General features: G+C 50.7%; 17 protein-coding genes. 14 read left to right on the top strand and 3 right to left on the bottom strand.

Annotated features, from left to right (window positions below; all coding sequences use genetic code 11):
- The first annotated feature begins 47 nt into the window (after positions 1-47).
- From cheA to flhF, 10 genes are all read left to right on the top strand, one after another.
- Positions 48-2,108 (top strand): chemotaxis protein CheA, encoded by a 2,061-nt coding sequence (gene cheA, locus GY634_RS09705; protein ID WP_166408338.1) that lies wholly within the window; start codon positions 48-50, stop codon positions 2,106-2,108.
- Positions 2,109-2,131: 23 nt separating this feature from the next.
- Positions 2,132-2,632: a chemotaxis protein CheW gene (locus tag GY634_RS09700; RefSeq protein WP_166408337.1), complete on the top strand. Its 501-nt coding sequence runs from the start codon at positions 2,132-2,134 to the stop codon at positions 2,630-2,632.
- A gap of 51 nt (positions 2,633-2,683) precedes the next feature.
- A complete protein-coding gene (locus GY634_RS17340; protein ID WP_166408336.1) occupies positions 2,684-4,414 on the top strand; it encodes a methyl-accepting chemotaxis protein in 1,731 nt (576 codons plus the stop codon).
- Between the two features lie 12 nt (positions 4,415-4,426).
- Positions 4,427-5,275, top strand: a complete 849-nt coding sequence (locus tag GY634_RS09690) for a CheR family methyltransferase (protein ID WP_166408335.1) — start codon at positions 4,427-4,429, stop codon at positions 5,273-5,275.
- A gap of 44 nt (positions 5,276-5,319) precedes the next feature.
- Positions 5,320-6,375, top strand: coding sequence for a protein-glutamate methylesterase/protein-glutamine glutaminase (locus GY634_RS09685; RefSeq protein WP_166408334.1), 1,056 nt, complete (start codon positions 5,320-5,322; stop codon positions 6,373-6,375).
- Between the two features lie 49 nt (positions 6,376-6,424).
- Positions 6,425-6,811 carry a chemotaxis response regulator CheY gene (gene cheY / locus GY634_RS09680; protein WP_166408333.1) on the top strand — a complete coding sequence of 129 codons (387 nt, stop codon included), beginning with the start codon at positions 6,425-6,427 and terminating at the stop codon, positions 6,809-6,811.
- Between the two features lie 15 nt (positions 6,812-6,826).
- On the top strand, positions 6,827-7,474 hold the full coding sequence (gene cheZ, locus GY634_RS09675) for a protein phosphatase CheZ (protein ID WP_242683668.1): 648 nt from the start codon (positions 6,827-6,829) through the stop codon (positions 7,472-7,474).
- Between the two features lie 171 nt (positions 7,475-7,645).
- A complete protein-coding gene (gene flhB, locus GY634_RS09670; RefSeq protein ID WP_166408332.1) occupies positions 7,646-8,803 on the top strand; it encodes a flagellar biosynthesis protein FlhB in 1,158 nt (385 codons plus the stop codon).
- Entirely contained in the window at positions 8,800-10,914 is a 2,115-nt protein-coding gene (flhA, locus tag GY634_RS09665) for a flagellar biosynthesis protein FlhA (RefSeq protein ID WP_166408331.1), read from the top strand. The genes flhB and flhA overlap by 4 nt, the downstream gene beginning before the upstream one ends.
- A gap of 38 nt (positions 10,915-10,952) precedes the next feature.
- Entirely contained in the window at positions 10,953-13,304 is a 2,352-nt protein-coding gene (flhF, locus tag GY634_RS09660) for a flagellar biosynthesis GTPase FlhF (protein ID WP_242683667.1), read from the top strand.
- 3 nt (positions 13,305-13,307) lie between these two features.
- Here the strand turns inward: flhF and GY634_RS09655 are convergent, their stop codons facing one another.
- The 3 genes from GY634_RS09655 to flgA form a co-directional block, all read right to left on the bottom strand.
- Entirely contained in the window at positions 13,308-13,775 is a 468-nt protein-coding gene (locus GY634_RS09655; RefSeq protein ID WP_166408329.1) for a flagella synthesis protein FlgN, read from the bottom strand.
- Between the two features lie 15 nt (positions 13,776-13,790).
- Positions 13,791-14,081, bottom strand: coding sequence for a flagellar biosynthesis anti-sigma factor FlgM (gene flgM, locus GY634_RS09650; protein WP_166408328.1), 291 nt, complete (start codon positions 14,079-14,081; stop codon positions 13,791-13,793).
- 112 nt (positions 14,082-14,193) lie between these two features.
- A complete protein-coding gene (gene flgA, locus GY634_RS09645; protein WP_166408327.1) occupies positions 14,194-14,880 on the bottom strand; it encodes a flagellar basal body P-ring formation chaperone FlgA in 687 nt (228 codons plus the stop codon).
- Between the two features lie 171 nt (positions 14,881-15,051).
- On the opposite strand from flgA, the gene flgB reads away from it, so the two are divergent.
- From flgB to flgE, 4 genes are read left to right on the top strand one after another with little or no spacing between them, the layout of a single operon-like run.
- Positions 15,052-15,459 (top strand): flagellar basal body rod protein FlgB, encoded by a 408-nt coding sequence (gene flgB / locus GY634_RS09640; RefSeq protein WP_166408326.1) that lies wholly within the window; start codon positions 15,052-15,054, stop codon positions 15,457-15,459.
- An 8-nt stretch (positions 15,460-15,467) separates the two neighbouring features.
- Entirely contained in the window at positions 15,468-15,875 is a 408-nt protein-coding gene (gene flgC / locus GY634_RS09635) for a flagellar basal body rod protein FlgC (RefSeq protein WP_166408325.1), read from the top strand.
- An 11-nt stretch (positions 15,876-15,886) separates the two neighbouring features.
- On the top strand, positions 15,887-16,576 hold the full coding sequence (locus tag GY634_RS09630) for a flagellar hook capping FlgD N-terminal domain-containing protein (protein WP_166408324.1): 690 nt from the start codon (positions 15,887-15,889) through the stop codon (positions 16,574-16,576).
- 52 nt (positions 16,577-16,628) lie between these two features.
- Positions 16,629-17,858, top strand: coding sequence for a flagellar hook protein FlgE (flgE, locus tag GY634_RS09625; RefSeq protein WP_166408323.1), 1,230 nt, complete (start codon positions 16,629-16,631; stop codon positions 17,856-17,858).
- Positions 17,859-17,868: the final 10 nt, after the last annotated feature.

Raw genomic sequence — 17,868 nt, 5'->3', positions numbered from 1 at the left:
GCAATGACTACTCTTGTTCGGACCCTATTTCTACGAAGGAATCACGCATGAGCTCCGGCGTTGATTTAAGCCAGTTTTTTGAGACGTTTTTTGATGAAGCAGATGAACTGCTGACAGACATGGAAAGCTTGTTGCTGGAGCTCAATCTTGAGAACCCAGACATAGACAAGCTGAACGGCATTTTTCGCGCCGCCCATTCTATCAAAGGGGGAGCAGGCACCTTTGGCTGTTTTGGTCACCTAGCAGAGACCACCCATTTACTAGAGAATTTGCTGGATTTGGTGCGCAACGGTGAAATGTCCTTGCGTAAGGAAATGATTGATTTATTTCTTGAGACTAAGGACGTGTTGACGGATCAAGTAGCAGCCTACCGTCAGGAAGAAGATCCTGATGAAGAAGCGTATCAGCGCATTTGCGCTCAATTGCGTCAACTGGCCGAAGAGCATAAAAAGGGTGTATCAGCACCCGCTGCTGTAGTGGCCGAGCCCGTGGTGGCGCAAGCTGTAGTTGCGGCAGCACCTGCTGCGGATTCGCAGAATCTGCCGTTGTGCGTGCGTGTGCAGCGTAGCAGTGCTAAAGATATTGCGGTACTTAAAGATGAAATGGCCATCATGGGTGATGTGCTGCATGAGCAAAGTACCGACACAGAGTTAACGGTGTGGCTGCAAACCACTGCTAGCGCCGATGATTTAATCGCTGTGTGCTGCTTTGTGGTGAACGAAGACCAAATCAGTGTTCAGCGCGAAGCGTTGCCTGCTGCTGATACGGCAGTTGCGCCCTCTGTGGCCGAGGTTCCTGTAGAAGCTCCTGCCACGGTGGTAGAGGAAAAACCAGCTGAACCCGAAACTGCTGTGGCTGAAGCGCCAGAAGCTAAGCCTGCTCCTGCGGCCAAAGCCAAAAATAGTGCCAGCAACAATGCACGCAGTGAGTCCAGCACGATACGGGTGGGTGTGGAACGTGTAGACCAAATTATTAACTTGGTGGGTGAGCTAGTGATCACCCAAGCCATGTTGGTGCAAACGGCCTCTACGCTGGACCCAGTCGTACACGATAGATTAATCAATGGCATTGAGCAGTTAGAGCGTAATGCACGTGACTTGCAAGAGTCGGTGATGTCCATTCGTATGATGCCTATGGACTATGTGTTTAGCCGATTCCCGCGTGTGGTGCGTGAAAATGCCGCACGTTTGGATAAGCAAATACGTTTAGTGACCAAAGGGCAAAGTACCGAACTGGATAAAAGCCTGATTGAGCGCATTATTGATCCGCTGACTCATTTGGTGCGTAACAGTATTGACCACGGTATTGAAACTCCTGAAAAACGTGAGGCAGCAGGTAAAAGCCGTGAAGGCACCTTAACCCTGTCGGCTCAGCATCAGGGCGGTCATATCATCATCGAAGTAATAGACGATGGTGGTGGTTTGAATCGTGAAAAAATTCTTAAAAAGGCGATGGCACAAGGCCTAATCAGTAATGACAACATTCCTGATGACGAGTTGTGGCAATTGCTGTTTGCGCCTGGTTTTTCCACCGCAGAGAAGGTCACCGAGATATCTGGCCGTGGCGTAGGGATGGATGTGGTGCGCCGTAATATCCAGAGCATGGGCGGGCATGTGCAAATGTTCTCGCGTGAAGGCAATGGTACGACCACGCGTATTGTGCTGCCACTGACCTTGGCGATTCTGGATGGCATGTCGGTACAGGTGGGCAATGAAACCTTTATTTTGCCGCTTAGCCATGTGACGGAATCCATGCAGCCCACTACAGAGCAATTACGTCAGTTGTCTAACGACGACCATGTGATTCATGTACGGGGTGAGTATCTGCCGGTTATTTCACTGGGAGATATTTTCTCGGTTGACGGGGCAGAAACCGACATGACTAAGGCTATTGCGGTCATCTTGCAGGCAGAAGACATGCGCTTTGCCTTGTTGGTGGATCACCTTATTGGCCAGCACCAAGTGGTGGTGAAAAACCTAGAAGCTAACTACCGAAAAATACCGGGCATATCGGCCGCCACCATCTTGGGGGACGGTAGTGTTGCCTTGATCGTAGATGTTTTTGCCTTGCACCGACTAACGCGTGACCGTGTTGGTTCGCTGAGCTAAAGAAATTTCAGTACGGAGTACACATGTCGACTATAGAAAGCAAACACGATAATCAGAACGAAGGTGCGGGTAAAGAATATCTGGTGTTTATCCTCGCGCAGCAAGAGTACGGTATTGATATTCTGAAAGTGCAGGAAATTCGCGGCTATGACGCTCAAAGCGTGACACGCATCGCGAACGTTCCCTCTTTTATCAAAGGGGTGACCAACCTGCGCGGCGTGATCGTACCTATCGTAGATTTGCGCATCAAATTCAATTTAGATGAAGTGAGTTACGACCACCAAACTGTCGTCGTTATCCTGAACCTAGGTTCACGGGTTGTGGGGGTAGTGGTGGATGGCGTATCGGATGTGCTGGTGTTGCAAAACTCGCAGATTAGCGATGCACCGCAATTTGGTACAGCCTTCTCTACCGAGTACTTAACCGGTATAGGCACCTTGGATGAGCGCATGCTGATCCTGGTAGATATAGAAAAACTGATGACTAGCGAGGAAATGGCGCTGATGGATAGCGCATTGGTATAACGCTGGCGCACGAAGTGATCTGAACCAAAAGCAAAAAAAGAGGAGATGTATATGCTGAAAAGGTTAGGGCTTGCTAATTTGAAAGTACGAACCAGTTTATTGCTGGTGATGTTTTTCTTTATGGTGATGTTATTGGCCGGTGCGGCATTGGGCATTTTCTCTTTGCGAGCAAATAACCAAGCGTTGGATGTCATTGTGACCAACCAAAAGGCTAATGAGTTATTGAATCGCAGTATTGGTTTTTATAAAGATACACAAACCGCGTTGGGTAGGGCTTCGGCTGCTTATATATCAAATCAAAACAATCAGAGCTACACCACCGCTAGCGAATGGGTAAACAGTAGTGATGGTGCAGTACGTAAGTTGGATGACAACACGATTCGGTTGCTGAATCGTGTAGACATGGACTACCAACGTACCAAAATGGCATTTGATGAGTTCCATGAGTATTCCGAGAGTTTTGAAGATATCAATAATACCTATGTGCCGTTGTATGCCAGCTTTGAAAAGTTGCTAGAAGCTGTGCCGCCACTGCTGGATTTGGTGAAGCAGGGGCGTATGGAAGAGTTTAGAGTGCACTTGGCTATTTTGGCCTCGGGCGCTGAGTCAGACATGTACTATGCTGCCGAGCGTTTGCAGCAGTTCCAGCAGGCGTACATTGATGAAAGTTTTGAGAAAGAAGAAAAGCAATACGACTTGGTCATACAGTTGGTGGGTGTGGCATTGGCGTTATGCGTACTGATTTGCTTGGGTGTGTATGCGTTCTTGCGCAGCATGGTATTGACGCCATTGCGCACCGCACAAGAACACTTTGATCGTATTGCTAGTGGTGATTTAACGCAGCGCATTGAAGTGACTTCTGATAACGAGATTGGTGTGCTCAGTGAAGCCGTGCGTCGCATGCAAGATAGTTTGCGAAAAATGGTGCTGGCGGTACGCGATGGTGTGCAGGCGATTGAGCAGGGCTCTCAAGAGATTTTTCAAGGTAATACCGATCTAAGCAGTCGCACAGAACAGCAAGCGGCGGCCTTACAAGAAACCGCAGCCAGTATGGAAGAGCTATCCAGCACGGTGCGCCAGAATGCCGATAATGCGCAGCAAGCCGATAGGGTGACACACGATGCTTCTAACGTGGCTGAGCGCGGTGGTCAGGCTGTAGCGCAGGTGGTCGATACCATGAACGATATTGCGGCTAGCTCTAATGAAATCGCCAATATTGTGAACGTCATTGATGGTATTGCCTTCCAGACCAATATTTTGGCGCTGAACGCCGCGGTAGAAGCAGCGCGAGCGGGAGAGCAGGGTAGAGGTTTTGCAGTGGTGGCAGGTGAGGTGCGTTCGTTGGCACAGCGCAGTGCACAGGCCGCTAGAGAGGTCAAAGTCCTGATTGAAGGCTCACTGCAGAAAGTGAATGTGGGGGCAAGGCAAGTGGATGATGCGGGCGGCATCATGCAAGAAGTAGTGAGTTCTGTGCGCGGTATTACTGTGCTGATGGACGAAATTTCCTCTGCCTCACATGAACAGTCAGAAGGTATAGATCAGGTCAACCAAGCCGTATCGCAGATGGATGCAGTAGTACAGCAAAATGCGGCATTGGTAGAGCAGGCTGCGGCAGCAGCAGGCTCACTACAAAGTCAGGCAGCGCACCTGATGGAAGTAGTAGCAGTATTTAAGATTAATTCGGGCGAAATTATTGAAATGCAGGCAGATGAGCTGGGATATGACTACGACGACGAACATGACGACATATCCCCGATGCGTCCTCAGGTGCTGGCGACTTAGTATTAGAGGCTTATGACTCATCTTTCGACGGAATCCTTTGTCTATTCTTTGCCGGTAATACCGCAAGCGACACGGGAGGATTTCATTCGTACGGCCCGCATGCTCAAAGAGCGAGCGGGCATTGTGCTGGGCGAGCACAAAGAAGATATGGTGGCCCGCAGTTTGGGCCTAGAGACCAAAAACTTAGGTGTCGCAGAAGTGCGCCAGTATTTGGATTTTCTGGATCACAATCCGCGAGCCCCTGAATGGGAGCGCTTTGTAAATACCTTCACCATTAACCACACTGCTTTTTTTCGAGAAAGCCATCACTTTGTGTCGTTGGCTGAGTTTGTGAAAAAACGCAGTAAACCCTTGTCGGTATGGTGTGCGGCAGCGTCTACGGGCGAAGAGGTATACACCATTGCGATGGTGCTGCAGGAAAACGTAAGCAATGCAGAAATCTCCTGTAGCTTGCTGGCTTCCGACATTGATACGCAAGCGTTGGTGCGAGCAGAAGAGGGGGTGTACTCCTTAGATAGAGTGCAGCCTGTAGAGGAGTCGTTACTGCGTAAGTACTTCCAGCGAGGGGTAGGGAAGCGTGCGGGTATGGTGCGCGTGAAACCAGTGCTACGCAATATGGTGGATTTCAGGATGATTAACTTGGTGTCATCCGAAAACTGGCCTACGGACCAAAGCTTTGATGTGGTGTTCTGTAGAAACACCATGATCTATTTTGAAAAAGAAACGCAAAGCAAACTGCTGGATAAGTTTGCTCAGGTGATGAAGCCAGGCGCTTTGTTATTTGTTGGGCATTCGGAAAATATTTCTCATTTGAGCAAGGCATTCCGTTTACAGGGGCAAACGGTGTATGTGCGCGTTTAAGCGCTAGACACATGCATGTATCCCTTTGACTGATTGAACGTAACATGAAAAAAATTCGAGTGATTTGTGTTGATGACTCGGCACTAGTACGTAGTTTGATGGTAGAGATCATCAATAGCCATCCTGATCTTGAGGTGGTGGCAACGGCTCCAGACCCATTGGTCGCACGTGAGTTGATCAAGCAGCACAATCCAGATGTGTTGACCCTAGACGTGGAAATGCCGCGTATGGATGGGCTGGACTTCTTAGAGCGATTGATGCGATTGCGTCCTATGCCGGTAGTGATGGTGTCATCACTGACGGAGCGCAATTCAGATGTCACCATTAGGGCGTTAGAGCTGGGGGCTGTGGATTTTGTGACCAAGCCTAAGTTGGGCTTACGCGATGGGTTGCTGGAGTACTCAGACCTGATCGCCGACAAAATTCGTGCGGCAGCGATGTCTAAGCCACGACAAAGTATGGTGCCATCAAGTAGTGAGCCCCGTTCACGCTTGGTTCATCATTTCTCGACGACTGAAAAGCTCATACTAATAGGTGCCTCCACAGGGGGGACGGAAGCGATTCGCCAAGTGTTAGAGCCTATGCCGGCAAATAGCCCGGCCATTTTGATTACGCAGCATATGCCTGCAGGGTTTACACGGTCATTCGTGCAACGTTTAGACAGCTTATGTGCAGTGCAGGTGCACGAGGCAGAGCATGGGCAACGTGTCTTACCTGGACATGTGTACTTGGCGCCCGGTGGTATTGCGCACATGAAGTTGGCGCGATCGGGTGCAAATTATGTGATTGAGCTGGAAGACAGCGAGCCTGTGAATCGACATCGTCCCGCAGTGGATGTGTTGTTCCGCTCGGCAGCCGAAGTGGCTGGAAAAAATACCGTAGGCGTTTTGTTGACGGGCATGGGTAAAGACGGGGCGCAAGGCTTGTTGGCAATGAAACAGGCCGGTGCCGTCACTTTTGCTCAAGATGAAGCGACTAGTGTGGTCTTTGGTATGCCCAGAGAAGCATTAATGATAGGTGCTGCCGATGAGGCCGTGCCTTTAGGTGAAATCAGCGCAAAGTTGCTGGCGAGTGCAGGATCTTACGGACACAGGGTTTGATTTGGCGAAAGGCCCTCGCCAGTGCTTTATTTATGATGGAGAGCTTTTAATGGCTAATAAAAATATAAAAATTCTTGTAGTAGACGACTTTCCTACGATGCGTCGCATTATCCGTAATCTGCTTAAAGATTTAGGCTACGAGAATGTGGATGAAGCAGAAGACGGTGCTATGGGCTTGGAAAAGCTGCGTAATGGCAACTTTGATTTTGTAGTGTCCGATTGGAATATGCCCAATTTGGACGGTTTGGAAATGCTGAAGCAAATACGTGCCGATGCTAATTTGTCCAATATGCCTGTGCTGATGGTGACAGCGGAAGCCAAGAAAGAAAATATTATTGCAGCAGCTCAAGCTGGTGCCAGTGGCTATGTGGTGAAGCCTTTTACTGCCGCTACGCTCGAGGAGAAACTCAATAAGATTTTCGAAAAAATGGGCTAAGGCAGGAGAGTCGGGATGGATGAAGATCACAGCAAGATAAACAATGACGAATCATTGGCGGTGATGCCTATTGATGTCGTGCAACGTATCGCGCAGCTCATGCGGTTGGTGCGCGAGAGTATGCATGAGTTGGGGCTGGATCAGGCGGTTAAAGATGCTGCGCATGCCATTCCCGATGCGAGGGATAGGCTGCGCTACGTAGGCCGCATGACCGAGCAGGCTGCCAACAAGGTGTTAACTGCCGCAGAAGAAACCGGCCCATTGCAGGAGCAACTGGCCGCAGGTTCGCAAAATTTAGGCGAACGCTGGCAGCACTGGTTTGATGAGCCTGCAGAACTGCCGGTTGCCCGTGAGCTTGTGGATGACACCAGAGACTTTTTGGATCTGGTGGGTAGACACAGTAAATCCACTCAGGAAAACCTGATGGAAATTATCATGGCGCAAGATTTTCAGGATCTCACTGGGCAGGTCATTCAGGGGATGTTGAAAGTGATAGGCACGATAGAAACCGAACTGGTTCAGGTGCTTATTGATAGCGTCCCGCCTGAAAAGCGCGAGGAAACGGCGGGCTTGTTAAATGGCCCCGTCATCGATACAGCGGCAGCCGACGTAGTGACCGACCAAGACCAAGTGGACGATTTGCTGTCCAGCCTAGGCTTTTAAGCCTCCTATAGTTCCTCAGACTTCGATCCGGCTTTGTGAATAAAGCCGGTTTATCGCCTTTGCTTAGTCCTTAGCTTGTGGCGGCTTGCTCTACAATTTTTACGCTTGGATGCGTGTGCCAGCACGATAACGCTTTGGCATGTATCCGTAATTTTGTTGGCAACGCATAGCATGGCTGAGGACAGCGATCTAGAAAAAACCGAACCCGCCTCACCCCGGCGCCTAGAAAAGGCGCGCGAGGAGGGGCAGGTTGCGCGTTCGCGAGAGCTCAGCACGTTTTTGATTTTAGCCGTGGGTGCAGCAACACTGTGGCTATCCGGTGGTTTGCTGTACAAGGCTTTGTCCGGCGTTATGCGCAGCAGCATGTGGTTTGATGTACGCGTTTCGCGCGAAGCAAATGTGATGACTGCCCAAGCAGCCACGCAGGCTTTTGAGGCTTTGTTGGGGTTGTTGCCCTTATTTTTAGCCTTGGTGGTGACCGCTATTGCGGGTTCAGCCTTGCTGGGTGGCTTTCTTTTTTCGTGGAAGTCACTAGAACCTAAGTTTGAAAAAATGAATCCGCTTAAAGGGATTAAGCGGATGTTTTCAGCGCAGACGTTAATTGAGCTCGTGAAAGCCTTGGCTAAGGCAGGCTTAATTGGCACGGTTGCTGTGATGGTGATCTGGCACTACAGAGATCAAATGACCAGCCTGATGCATGTAAACCCTACTGAGGCGTTGGTGAAGGGGCTGGGGCTGGTTGCGCTAAGTTGCGCGATGATTATTTCCAGTCTGATTGTGATTGTGCTTATTGATGCGCCGTGGCAGTTATTTAGCTTCTTCAAAAAGATGCGCATGTCTAAGCAGGACCTCAAAGAAGAGCACAAAGAAAGCGAAGGGGATCCTCACGTCAAAGGTCGCATACGTTCGCAACAGCGAGCGATGGCCCAGCGACGCATGATGTCAGAAATACCGAATGCCGATGTGGTGATTACCAACCCTACCCACTATGCGGTGGTGCTGCGTTATGCAGAGGGTGAAAAAGGTGCACCACGGGTGGTGGCTAAAGGCTCCGGTTTGATTGCGCAGCGTATACGTGAAGTGGCTGCAGAGCACCGTGTGCCGCGTTTAGAGGCTCCGCCGTTGGCGAGGGCCTTACATAGTCATGTTGAATTAAATCAGGAAATTCCTGTTGAGTTATATGCCGTTGTTGCGGAAGTGCTTGCTTGGGTATTCCAGCTACGTAGCTGGAATAAAGGAGTGGGAATTGAACCGCAACAGCCTGTTAATTTGGAAGTGCCCAAAGGCTTTGATCCTTTGTCGCCTTCAGCCAATGCTTCTGCTGAATGAATAGCTTTTTAACCTTACTGAAAAATAATGGTTCGGCCCATGCCAAGATGCTGGCAGGCCCGGTGCTGATCTTGCTGGTCTTGGCAATGATGGTGCTGCCATTACCGCCTTTTTTGTTGGACTTGCTGTTTACCTTCAACATAGCCTTGGCGGTGATGATTCTGTTGGTGGCGATGTTCACCAAGAAACCCTTAGATTTCGCGGCATTTCCGGCTGTGCTGTTGTTTGCGACGTTGCTGCGCTTGGCGCTAAACGTCGCTTCCACGCGGGTGGTATTGCTAAATGGTCACAAAGGGCCAGATGCCGCTGGTCAGGTGATTGAGGCTTTCGGTCACTTTCTGGTGGGCGGGAACTTTGCGGTTGGGTTAATTGTTTTCATTATCTTGGTCATCATTAACTTTATTGTGATTACCAAGGGTGCGGGGCGTATTGCTGAGGTGGGCGCACGTTTCACCTTGGACGCAATGCCCGGTAAACAGATGGCGATTGATGCTGACTTAAATGCTGGCCTGATTGGTGAGGAAGAAGCGCGTCGTCGTCGTCAGGAAGTGTCGCAAGAGGCTGAGTTCTACGGGGCGATGGACGGGGCCAGTAAATTCGTGCGAGGTGACGCGGTTGCTGGTTTGCTGATCATGGTGATTAACATCATCGGTGGTCTGATCGTAGGGGTGATGCAGCACGATTTATCCTTTAGTGAGGCAGGGCATGTATACACCTTGCTGACTATTGGTGACGGTTTGGTCGCGCAAATCCCGGCGCTGGTGATTTCTACCGCTGCGGGTGTGGTGGTGTCCCGAGTGGCTACCGACGAGGACGTGGGTCAACAGATGGTTAACCAGCTGTTTAGCAACCCGCATGTGATGTTTTTGACAGCCGGTATTTTGGGCTTGATGGGGTTGATTCCCGGCATGCCACACTTGGCATTCTTGACCTTTGCGGCGATTGTTGGAGCCATAGGTTGGACCATACAAAAACGCCAACAACAGGTGGCGCAAGCAGAAATCATAGGTCCTAGTGAGGCAGAAAAAGCCGCTGATGCGGCGGCATCGGAAGCCAGTTGGGATGATGTGGCCATGGTAGACCCTCTAGGCTTAGAGGTAGGCTACCGGTTGATCTCCTTGGTAGATCATGCCCAAAATGGTGAGCTTTTGCACCGTATCCGTAGCTTGCGCAAGAAGTTTGCGCAGGACGTGGGGTTCTTGCCTCCGGTGGTGCACATTCGTGACAACCTAGAGTTAAAGCCTAATGATTACCGTGTTCTGTTGTATGGCGTAGAAGTGGGGCGTGGTGTGGCGATGCCAGGGCAGTGGTTGGCCATTGACCCCGGTGGCGTCACCATGAACTTATCGGGAACGCCTACTACGGACCCCGCCTTTGGCTTGCCGGCTGTGTGGATAGACGTGTCGTTGCGTGAACAGGCACAAATTTCTGGTTATACGGTAGTGGATGCCAGCACGGTAGTGGCTACTCACTTGAATCATTTGCTGCATCGTCATGGTGCGCAGTTGTTGGGTAGACAAGAAGTGCAGCAGTTGTTGGATCGTGTTGGCAAAGAGCTTCCGCGACTGGTGGAAGACTTTGTGCCCAAAACGGTCAGTTTGGGGTTATTCCACAAAGTGCTGCGTGGGCTGTTGGACGAAGAAGTATCTATACGCGATATGCGCACCATTATCGAGGTGGTGTCCGAAAATATTGGTCGTTTACAAGCGCAGAATCAGCTGGGTGCCAACTTGGATGAGGCGGCAGAATTGTTAGCCATGGTGCGTACCGCACTAGGTCGCGCTATTACACAGCAATGGTTCCCCGGCGAGGGCGAGTTGCACGTTATTGGTTTAGATGCCCGTTTAGAGCGAGTGCTCACGCAAGCGTTGACTAGCAGTGGTGCCTTAGAGCCAGGTTTGGCCGAGACGCTATTGGCAGAAGCGCAACGAGCAACCCAGCAGCAAGAGCAACGGGGCGATGCCGCCGTGCTGGTCGTGCCAGCATTGTTAAGGCCGTCATTGTCGCGTTTCTTACGTCACCATTTACCGCAGTTAGGTGTGTTGTCCAACCAAGAAATTCCAGATGAACGCGTCATGAAAGTGACGGCAGTGATAGGTAATCAGGCATGAGTGTAAGTCGTTTTTTTGGTAGTACGAGCAGGGAAGCCATGCGTCAAGTGCGTTTGGCTTTAGGGCCAGATGCATTGATTGTGTCGAACAGACGGGTCAATGGTGGGGTAGAAATTTTGGCGACGGATGCCACGGCTAGTGCTGTGCCTGCGCCGGCGGTAGCGCCTATGCAGGAGTCGCAGTCTGCACCCGTGGGTATGTCGCCCGCGGCGATGCCTGTGCCCAGTAATGCGCCGTATGCAGGGGTGAGTCAGCAGCAACCTGCTGAGCTCATGTCCGCCATCGGTGCTATGCGCGGTGCCTTAGAAAACCGTATTGATGAATTGCTGTGGAGCAACCAACTGCAGCGTGCACCCGAAACACTGTCGCTATTTCAAACCTTATTGGGCTACGGCTTTAGTACTGCCTTGCTGCGGGCAATGTTGAAACGTATGCCGGCCCATTTAAATGACCGAGCGGCTTTTGAGTGGGCCAGACATGAGCTAGACACTCACTTGCCTGTGCTGCCTAGTGAAGATCGCTTATGGCAACCAGGCTTGGCGCTGGCTTTGGTGGGGCCTACTGGGGTGGGAAAAACCACCACCATTGCTAAATTAGCGGCACGTTGTGTCAAACGCTTTGGCCCAGATAAGTTGGTGTTGATTACGACCGATACCTACCGAATCGGTGCGCATGAGCAGCTAAAAATCTACGCGGATATTTTGCGTGTGCCGGTACATGTGGAGCAAGACAGCGCGGGCTTGCGCCAGTTGTTGTTAACCATCAGGCCCGACCAAATTATTTTGATTGATAACGTGGGCATTAGTCAGCGCGACAGCTTTGTGGCGGATCAGGCTGCGTTGTTATCCAGTGCGGGTAGGCGCATACAGCGTTTGTTGGCGCTTAACGCGTCTAGTCATGGTGATACGTTAGACGAAGTGGCTCGCGTGTATAAAACTGATGGTGGTACGCCATTGTCAGGTTGCATTATTACTAAGGTAGATGAAGCCAGTAGGTTAGGGCCTGCATTGGATACCGCAATACGCTACCAGTTGCCCGTGCACTACGTCTCGGATGGACAGAAAGTGCCCGAGAATCTGCGCTTTATGACTGCCAAGCAATTGGTGGATATGGCATTCACGCGTACAGCGTACAACAGCAAAGCGCTGTATGCGCCAACAGCGGGTGATTTGGCGGCACTGTTGTCTGTAGCGGAACAAAAAGAGAGCGTCAGTGACGCGGATGACTTGGCTCGTAAGCAGAAGCTCACGTCACTGGTGATGAGTGGCGCGGGGATGCGTAAACTTGATGTAGAGGGCTTACGCAAACACAGTTCAGCTATTGAGCACTCGTTGCCCTTGTCCGCTGCCTTTGATAGTTGGCGTGATTTGTCATCGGGGCAGTTGGATACTCCTTACTTAGCCGAACAGGCGGAAGATTTGATGCGCTCGGCCATACACGAGTTGAGTGAATCAACCGGCACAGTAATGCTCAGTAGTTATCAGGCAGTCAATATAGCGATTAATGATGAGCCTGAAAAAAGCAAAGCGTTGCTCACTAATTTATGTACTGAGCATGGCGAGGCGCTGGCAGCACCATTACAGCAATTGGCTGGCCCCATGGGGTGGTTAAATACGGTAGGCGAGCATGTGCTGAAAGAGCCGCAATGGGCAGATCAGCTATTGCAAGCGGTGCAGTGGGTAGAGGCACGTCGTAATACAACGGCTGTGATGCATATGCTGGATGGTTTCACGCCCTCCGTATGGCAGGCTTTAGTGGCGGCAGATACGGCATTCATGGCAAGCGTGCCATTGGGTAGCCGATTCTGGCATGAAAATGGCACCACCAGTGCGGCGGCCAGAATTAAACAAATGCAATTCAATGCCGTGTCTGATTTATCACGTAAGTTGAAGTTGCAGCAATTGGTAGGGCAGAGCATTCCTAGCCTGACCTTATGGGTGGCAAAAGAGCGTGTATCTATACGTCAACGAGGCGTGGCAGAGTTGCCATTGGACTTGGTGGCTGTACGGTTAACCGACAGATACAGTGGTGCGGTGTTGCGAGACATGGTGGTGCTGGTGTATGCCGGTGCGATGTCTATGCTGTCCGAAGCCGATGTGGCGATGTGGGCGATCTTGCAGCATGAACAACGATTGGTAGGTCGTTTGCTGATTCCGGCATGGCGCGCGGTGCACGATGAATCTAGCGTTGAACTACCTGTGGCACAACAACTGAGGCTAGCAGCCCTACTGGCATTGGCGGGTAGCGATCTACAGTCTGGCTCATCGCAGCAAGGCTTGTATGGTCAGTTGCAGTTATTGCTACAGCAGCGTAATACGCTATCAGCACCTAAATTGGTGGAAGCTATACTGCGCTGCTTTGCATTGAAAGAGGCCTTGCAAGAGGCCTAGTGCTTAGGCTTTGATGGGGGTAAGCAGCGGTTTATGAGAGCGGGTTTTACCTTGTGCGGTGTAAACCTGCTCCGATCGCTGCATTAATGCAGTAACGGCTTGCAGTGCTTGCTGATTATGCTCCAGATAAGTCTGGATGATAATGCCGTTTTGGTCGTTTTGGTGCTGGGCTTTTTCAGCCAGATCAACGAAGTGTTGCACTACAGGGGCAAGTTCCGCATCCAGTTCGGCGGCGGCCACTAACCCTTCGTGTGAGTGCGTTAATCCCAATGCTTTCAGAGCTAACCCGCAGGCTTCATGCTGTTGCTCTAGTTCGGCCAGAAACTCAGTTTTCTGCTGTGTAAACGCATACAAGTCCGCATCATCATGAGTGGTGAGCAACAAGTCATTTTCTTGTGACAATGTCTGGTTAAACGCTTCCAAGACGGTAATGGCTTGGTTCAGACAGGAATGTAGTGACTGTAGGCTCATGATGCGTAACTCGCGCTATTTCAGAAGTTCTCTGGCGCTGGCAATTAATGAGTCCGCAATACGGCTGGTATCAATTTCCAGTTTGCCAGAGGCAATGGCGTCCTTAATGGACTGAATTTTTTCAATGTTCAGGTCGTGCTCGGACGATTGCAGGTTTTGCAATTGTCGGGCAGTAGTGCTGAGATCAACCTGACTGGAGGCGGGGCTGTTACTTGCCTGATAGGCGTCCGTCATGGCGCGTTTTTGTTGACCAACGGTAAGCCGGTCGGTAGCAGGCTGTTTGCTGGAGCTAAGATTAATTTTCATGGCGATGAACGTAAAAGCAAAAGTTCTGAAGCAGGGTTCCAACAGTAACGGCAGTGATCGCCGTTTCTTTAATGGTGTCTAGTGATGTTGGAAAGTATGGCGTCATTTTACGTTAAAGCGGGACTTGAACCGTAGCAGAATCAAGCACTGTGCCTGTAATGACCTGACCGGATGTCACGCGTACTTGTACTTGGCTGCCTGGGGCAGCGGTTTGTAGTGCTTGTCCCTCGTTACTGATGACAAAGCCATTGCCTCTGGCGATGGTGCGCACCATTTGGCCGCGTTGTACAGACTGCGGGTTTTGTAGCAGTGTGGACTTAATCGTACTGCCCGTATTGAGGCGTTGACTGGTCATGTAGCCAACAATCAGGCTGGGATCAGTTACCACATTGGGCGGTAAACGAAGTAGATCGCCTTCGCGGGTAATTAAGTCGTCCAGAGAAATCAGCTCGCCTTTATTGAGGGTTTTATTGCTGACGTAGTAAAAGCCTTGAATGCTAACAGCCACTTGTACCGGAAGGGTCCAGCGTTCCGGTGCGTGGCAACTAACGATAACGCGCATACGTGAGCGTAGGGCGGTATTGCCAGGCAAGGCATAGTCCAGCGCATCGCAGGCCTGCTGTTGTTGCAGCCGTGGAGGCGTCACCGTAATGGTGGGGGTGCCGGGCAATGACTCTGCTTGTTCAAGCACATAATGGCTTACGCCCTCCATGATTTCATCGGCGGATTGCAACGATGAAGCATGCAGAGAAAAGCTGGCCGTAACGGCCGAGAACAGTAAAGCAGAAACATAGCGCATAACAGCATTGTAGTCAGTGCAAGGCAGCATCAAGAACTGAACTAGCAAAGAAATACTGTCTTATTTCCTACTTTGTAGAGCGAGGCTCGCGGCTACCATTATGGCATTCGGTGGCAAATGGCTGCTGCCTGCAGGTTTCTGTACTGGAAACGCAAGACAAAGGTATACAACATGATCGACCGTATAGGTGAGGATTTCAGTTTCTACAAAACGGCAGTAAGTTTGCGCCAACAGCGTCAAGAGGTGCTGGCGGCCAATATAGCGAATGCCGACACGCCACATTACAAAGCGCGTGATATTGATTTCAGCCAAGCGTTGCAGCAAGCCATGGGTAACAGCATGAATTTGCCAGCCGTCAAATTAGATATGACCTCAGCACGCCATATTTCGGGTGCGGGTTCTAACGCCTTGCAAACCGATCTGCTGTACCGCCAACCCTTGCAGCCCAGCTTAGATGGCAACACGGTAGAGATGGATGTAGAGCGTATGGCATTTGCCGATAACAGTATGCACTACCAAAGCTCGCTGACGATTTTGTCTCAGCGCATCAAAGGGTTGATGGCTGCGTTGCAGCAATAAGGTGATCCATGAGTAATTTCAGTATTTTTCAGATTGCTGGATCGGCGCTTAATGCCCAGTCCCAGCGCATGAACGTGACGGCTAGCAATATTGCTAACGCCGATAGCGCCGCCGGCCCTGATGGCTTGCCTTATAAAGCGCGCCAAGTGGTGTTTCAAGTTGCGCCGCTTAGTCCGCAAACCGCTGTGGGAGGCGTCAAAGTGGCCTCTGTGGTGGAAAGCAACGCGCCAGCACGTATGCAGTATGACCCGCATCATCCCTTGGCAAATGATCAAGGGTATGTCGCTATGCCCAACGTGGATGTGGTGGCTGAAACCGTCAATATGATTTCGGCATCACGTTCGTATCAAGCCAACGTAGAGGTAGTGAATACCTCTAAAAACTTGATGATGCGTACGTTGAGCTTAGGCCAGTAAAAGGAACGTAAATGACTACTGTTAATGGCACAGATGCGGCTGCCAACCCAATGAATTATGCACGTCAGCAAAATAACAGTCTGATGGCAGAAACACAGGACAGGTTTTTGACGTTGCTGATTACGCAAATGCAAAACCAAGATCCTATGAACCCTATGGATAACGCCCAAGTCACTAGCCAAATTGCGCAAATGTCGACGGTGCAAGGGATTCAAGATTTAAACAATACCTTGTTGGCGGTGTCGGGGCAGTTAGATGTGTCTCAGTCTATGCAGGCCGCATCGCTAATTGGCAAAAATGTCTTAGTGCCAGGCAACAAGGTCAAAGTAGGCACCGATCCAGAGGACAGCAGTATTAAGTCTACGACGGGTTTTGGTGTGGACTTGGCGGCACCAGCCCATCGCGTGGTGGTGTCCATTACCGACCAAGCGGGCCGTGTGGTGCGCCAGCTTGAATTGGAAGACATGAAGTTAGGTGTGCACGATGTGCAGTGGGACGGCCTAGACGATGCAGGCAACCCTGTTCCCGATGGCGCTTACACCACCAAAGTAGAGGCGCTAGACACCGAGGGTAAAGCGGTGAATGCCGAGATGCTGACCTCAGGCAAAGTGGGTAGCGTGTCGTACAGCACCAAAGGCTTGTTGTTGGACTTGGGCCTGGCGGGTACGTATTCGCTATTGGATATACGCAAGATTATGTAAGGCTTCACCTTTTATAGGTGGGGAATTCAAACGGATTTAAGCGAGAGAAATCATGGGTTTTGGACAAGGTTTAAGCGGGTTAAATGCGGCTTCGCAGAATTTGGATGTGATTGGTAATAACATTGCTAACTCGTCCACAGTGGGCTACAAGTCTTCAAATATTCAGTTTGCTGACGTATACGCAAGCTCCAGAGTGGGTTTGGGTGTGAGTGTGGCGGGGGTAAACCAACGCTTCACCATTGGTACCGTATCCATTACGGGTAACCAGTTTGATATGGCCATCGATGGCGAAAAAGGGTTGTTCCGACTGCAGGATCAAAGCGGCGCCATCGTGTACTCACGTAATGGTCAGTTTGCTCCCGATAAAAACCTGTTTTTGACTAACTCTCAAGGCCACCGTTTAACCGGCTACTTACCAGGTTCTACAGATCCACAGCCTATTCGTATTCCTACTGGCAACATTGCTCCTAAAGCAACCAGCAACATGAGCTTGCGTGCTAACTTGGACTCCAATGCGAAGGTGGTGCCAGCGACAACCACGACGGTTGATCCTGCCAATCCTGATACCTATACCAGCTCTTTCCCGTACAACGTATACGACTCCTTGGGTAACGCCCATCAGGTGACGCAGTACTTCATCAAACGTGACGCAGTTAATGGTGAATCCACGTGGGAAGTGCAGTACTTCATGAACGGTAAGCAGTTGATGGATGAGTCTGATCCTGCGAATCACAAGCCTATGAGCGAAACGCTAACCTTTAATAAGGCGGGTGAGCTGGTTAGTCCAACAACAGCGGTAAGTCTGACCCTGCCTGTGGATGGTGGAAACTCACCAGCTGAAAACTTAACGGTTTCCTTGTCATACGCTGGTTCTACCCAGTTGGGTGGTCCATTTGCTGCGACGCCAGATCAAGACGGCTACAAAATGGGTGAGTACGCGAGCATGTCCATCGCCGCCGATGGCAGCATTGTGGCTAACTACACCAACGGCCAAACCCAAACTATGGGTACCTTGGTATTGGCTGACTTCTACAACATGCAAGGTTTGCAGCCTTTAGGCGGTAACGTCTGGGCGGAAACAGCCACCTCGGGTCAACCTATTTTAGGTAGACCAGGCGAGAACGGCATGGCTGTGGTGCGTGGCCAATCGGTGGAAGAGTCCAACGTAGATATGGGGCAAGAGCTGGTCAACATGATTATTGCTCAGCGTACTTACCAAGCGAACGCGCAAACCATTAAAACGCAGGATCAGGTTTTGCAAACACTGATCACCATGCGCTAAGGCTTGAGTC

The organism is Paenalcaligenes suwonensis (assembly GCF_011290505.1).
Lineage (GTDB): Bacteria > Pseudomonadota > Gammaproteobacteria > Burkholderiales > Burkholderiaceae_B > Paenalcaligenes > Paenalcaligenes suwonensis.
This window is presented reverse-complemented; position numbering and strand designations above follow the sequence as displayed.

Coding starts and splice junctions, on each gene's coding strand:
- cheA (WP_166408338.1), top strand. CDS start 48: ATGAGCTCCGGCGTTGATTTAAGCCAGTTTTTTGAGACGTTTTTTGAT.
- GY634_RS09700 (WP_166408337.1), top strand. CDS start 2,132: ATGTCGACTATAGAAAGCAAACACGATAATCAGAACGAAGGTGCGGGT.
- GY634_RS17340 (WP_166408336.1), top strand. CDS start 2,684: ATGCTGAAAAGGTTAGGGCTTGCTAATTTGAAAGTACGAACCAGTTTA.
- GY634_RS09690 (WP_166408335.1), top strand. CDS start 4,427: ATGACTCATCTTTCGACGGAATCCTTTGTCTATTCTTTGCCGGTAATA.
- GY634_RS09685 (WP_166408334.1), top strand. CDS start 5,320: ATGAAAAAAATTCGAGTGATTTGTGTTGATGACTCGGCACTAGTACGT.
- cheY (WP_166408333.1), top strand. CDS start 6,425: ATGGCTAATAAAAATATAAAAATTCTTGTAGTAGACGACTTTCCTACG.
- cheZ (WP_242683668.1), top strand. CDS start 6,827: ATGGATGAAGATCACAGCAAGATAAACAATGACGAATCATTGGCGGTG.
- flhB (WP_166408332.1), top strand. CDS start 7,646: ATGGCTGAGGACAGCGATCTAGAAAAAACCGAACCCGCCTCACCCCGG.
- flhA (WP_166408331.1), top strand. CDS start 8,800: ATGAATAGCTTTTTAACCTTACTGAAAAATAATGGTTCGGCCCATGCC.
- flhF (WP_242683667.1), top strand. CDS start 10,953: ATGCGTCAAGTGCGTTTGGCTTTAGGGCCAGATGCATTGATTGTGTCG.
- GY634_RS09655 (WP_166408329.1), bottom strand. CDS start 13,775: ATGAGCCTACAGTCACTACATTCCTGTCTGAACCAAGCCATTACCGTC.
- flgM (WP_166408328.1), bottom strand. CDS start 14,081: ATGAAAATTAATCTTAGCTCCAGCAAACAGCCTGCTACCGACCGGCTT.
- flgA (WP_166408327.1), bottom strand. CDS start 14,880: ATGCGCTATGTTTCTGCTTTACTGTTCTCGGCCGTTACGGCCAGCTTT.
- flgB (WP_166408326.1), top strand. CDS start 15,052: ATGATCGACCGTATAGGTGAGGATTTCAGTTTCTACAAAACGGCAGTA.
- flgC (WP_166408325.1), top strand. CDS start 15,468: ATGAGTAATTTCAGTATTTTTCAGATTGCTGGATCGGCGCTTAATGCC.
- GY634_RS09630 (WP_166408324.1), top strand. CDS start 15,887: ATGACTACTGTTAATGGCACAGATGCGGCTGCCAACCCAATGAATTAT.
- flgE (WP_166408323.1), top strand. CDS start 16,629: ATGGGTTTTGGACAAGGTTTAAGCGGGTTAAATGCGGCTTCGCAGAAT.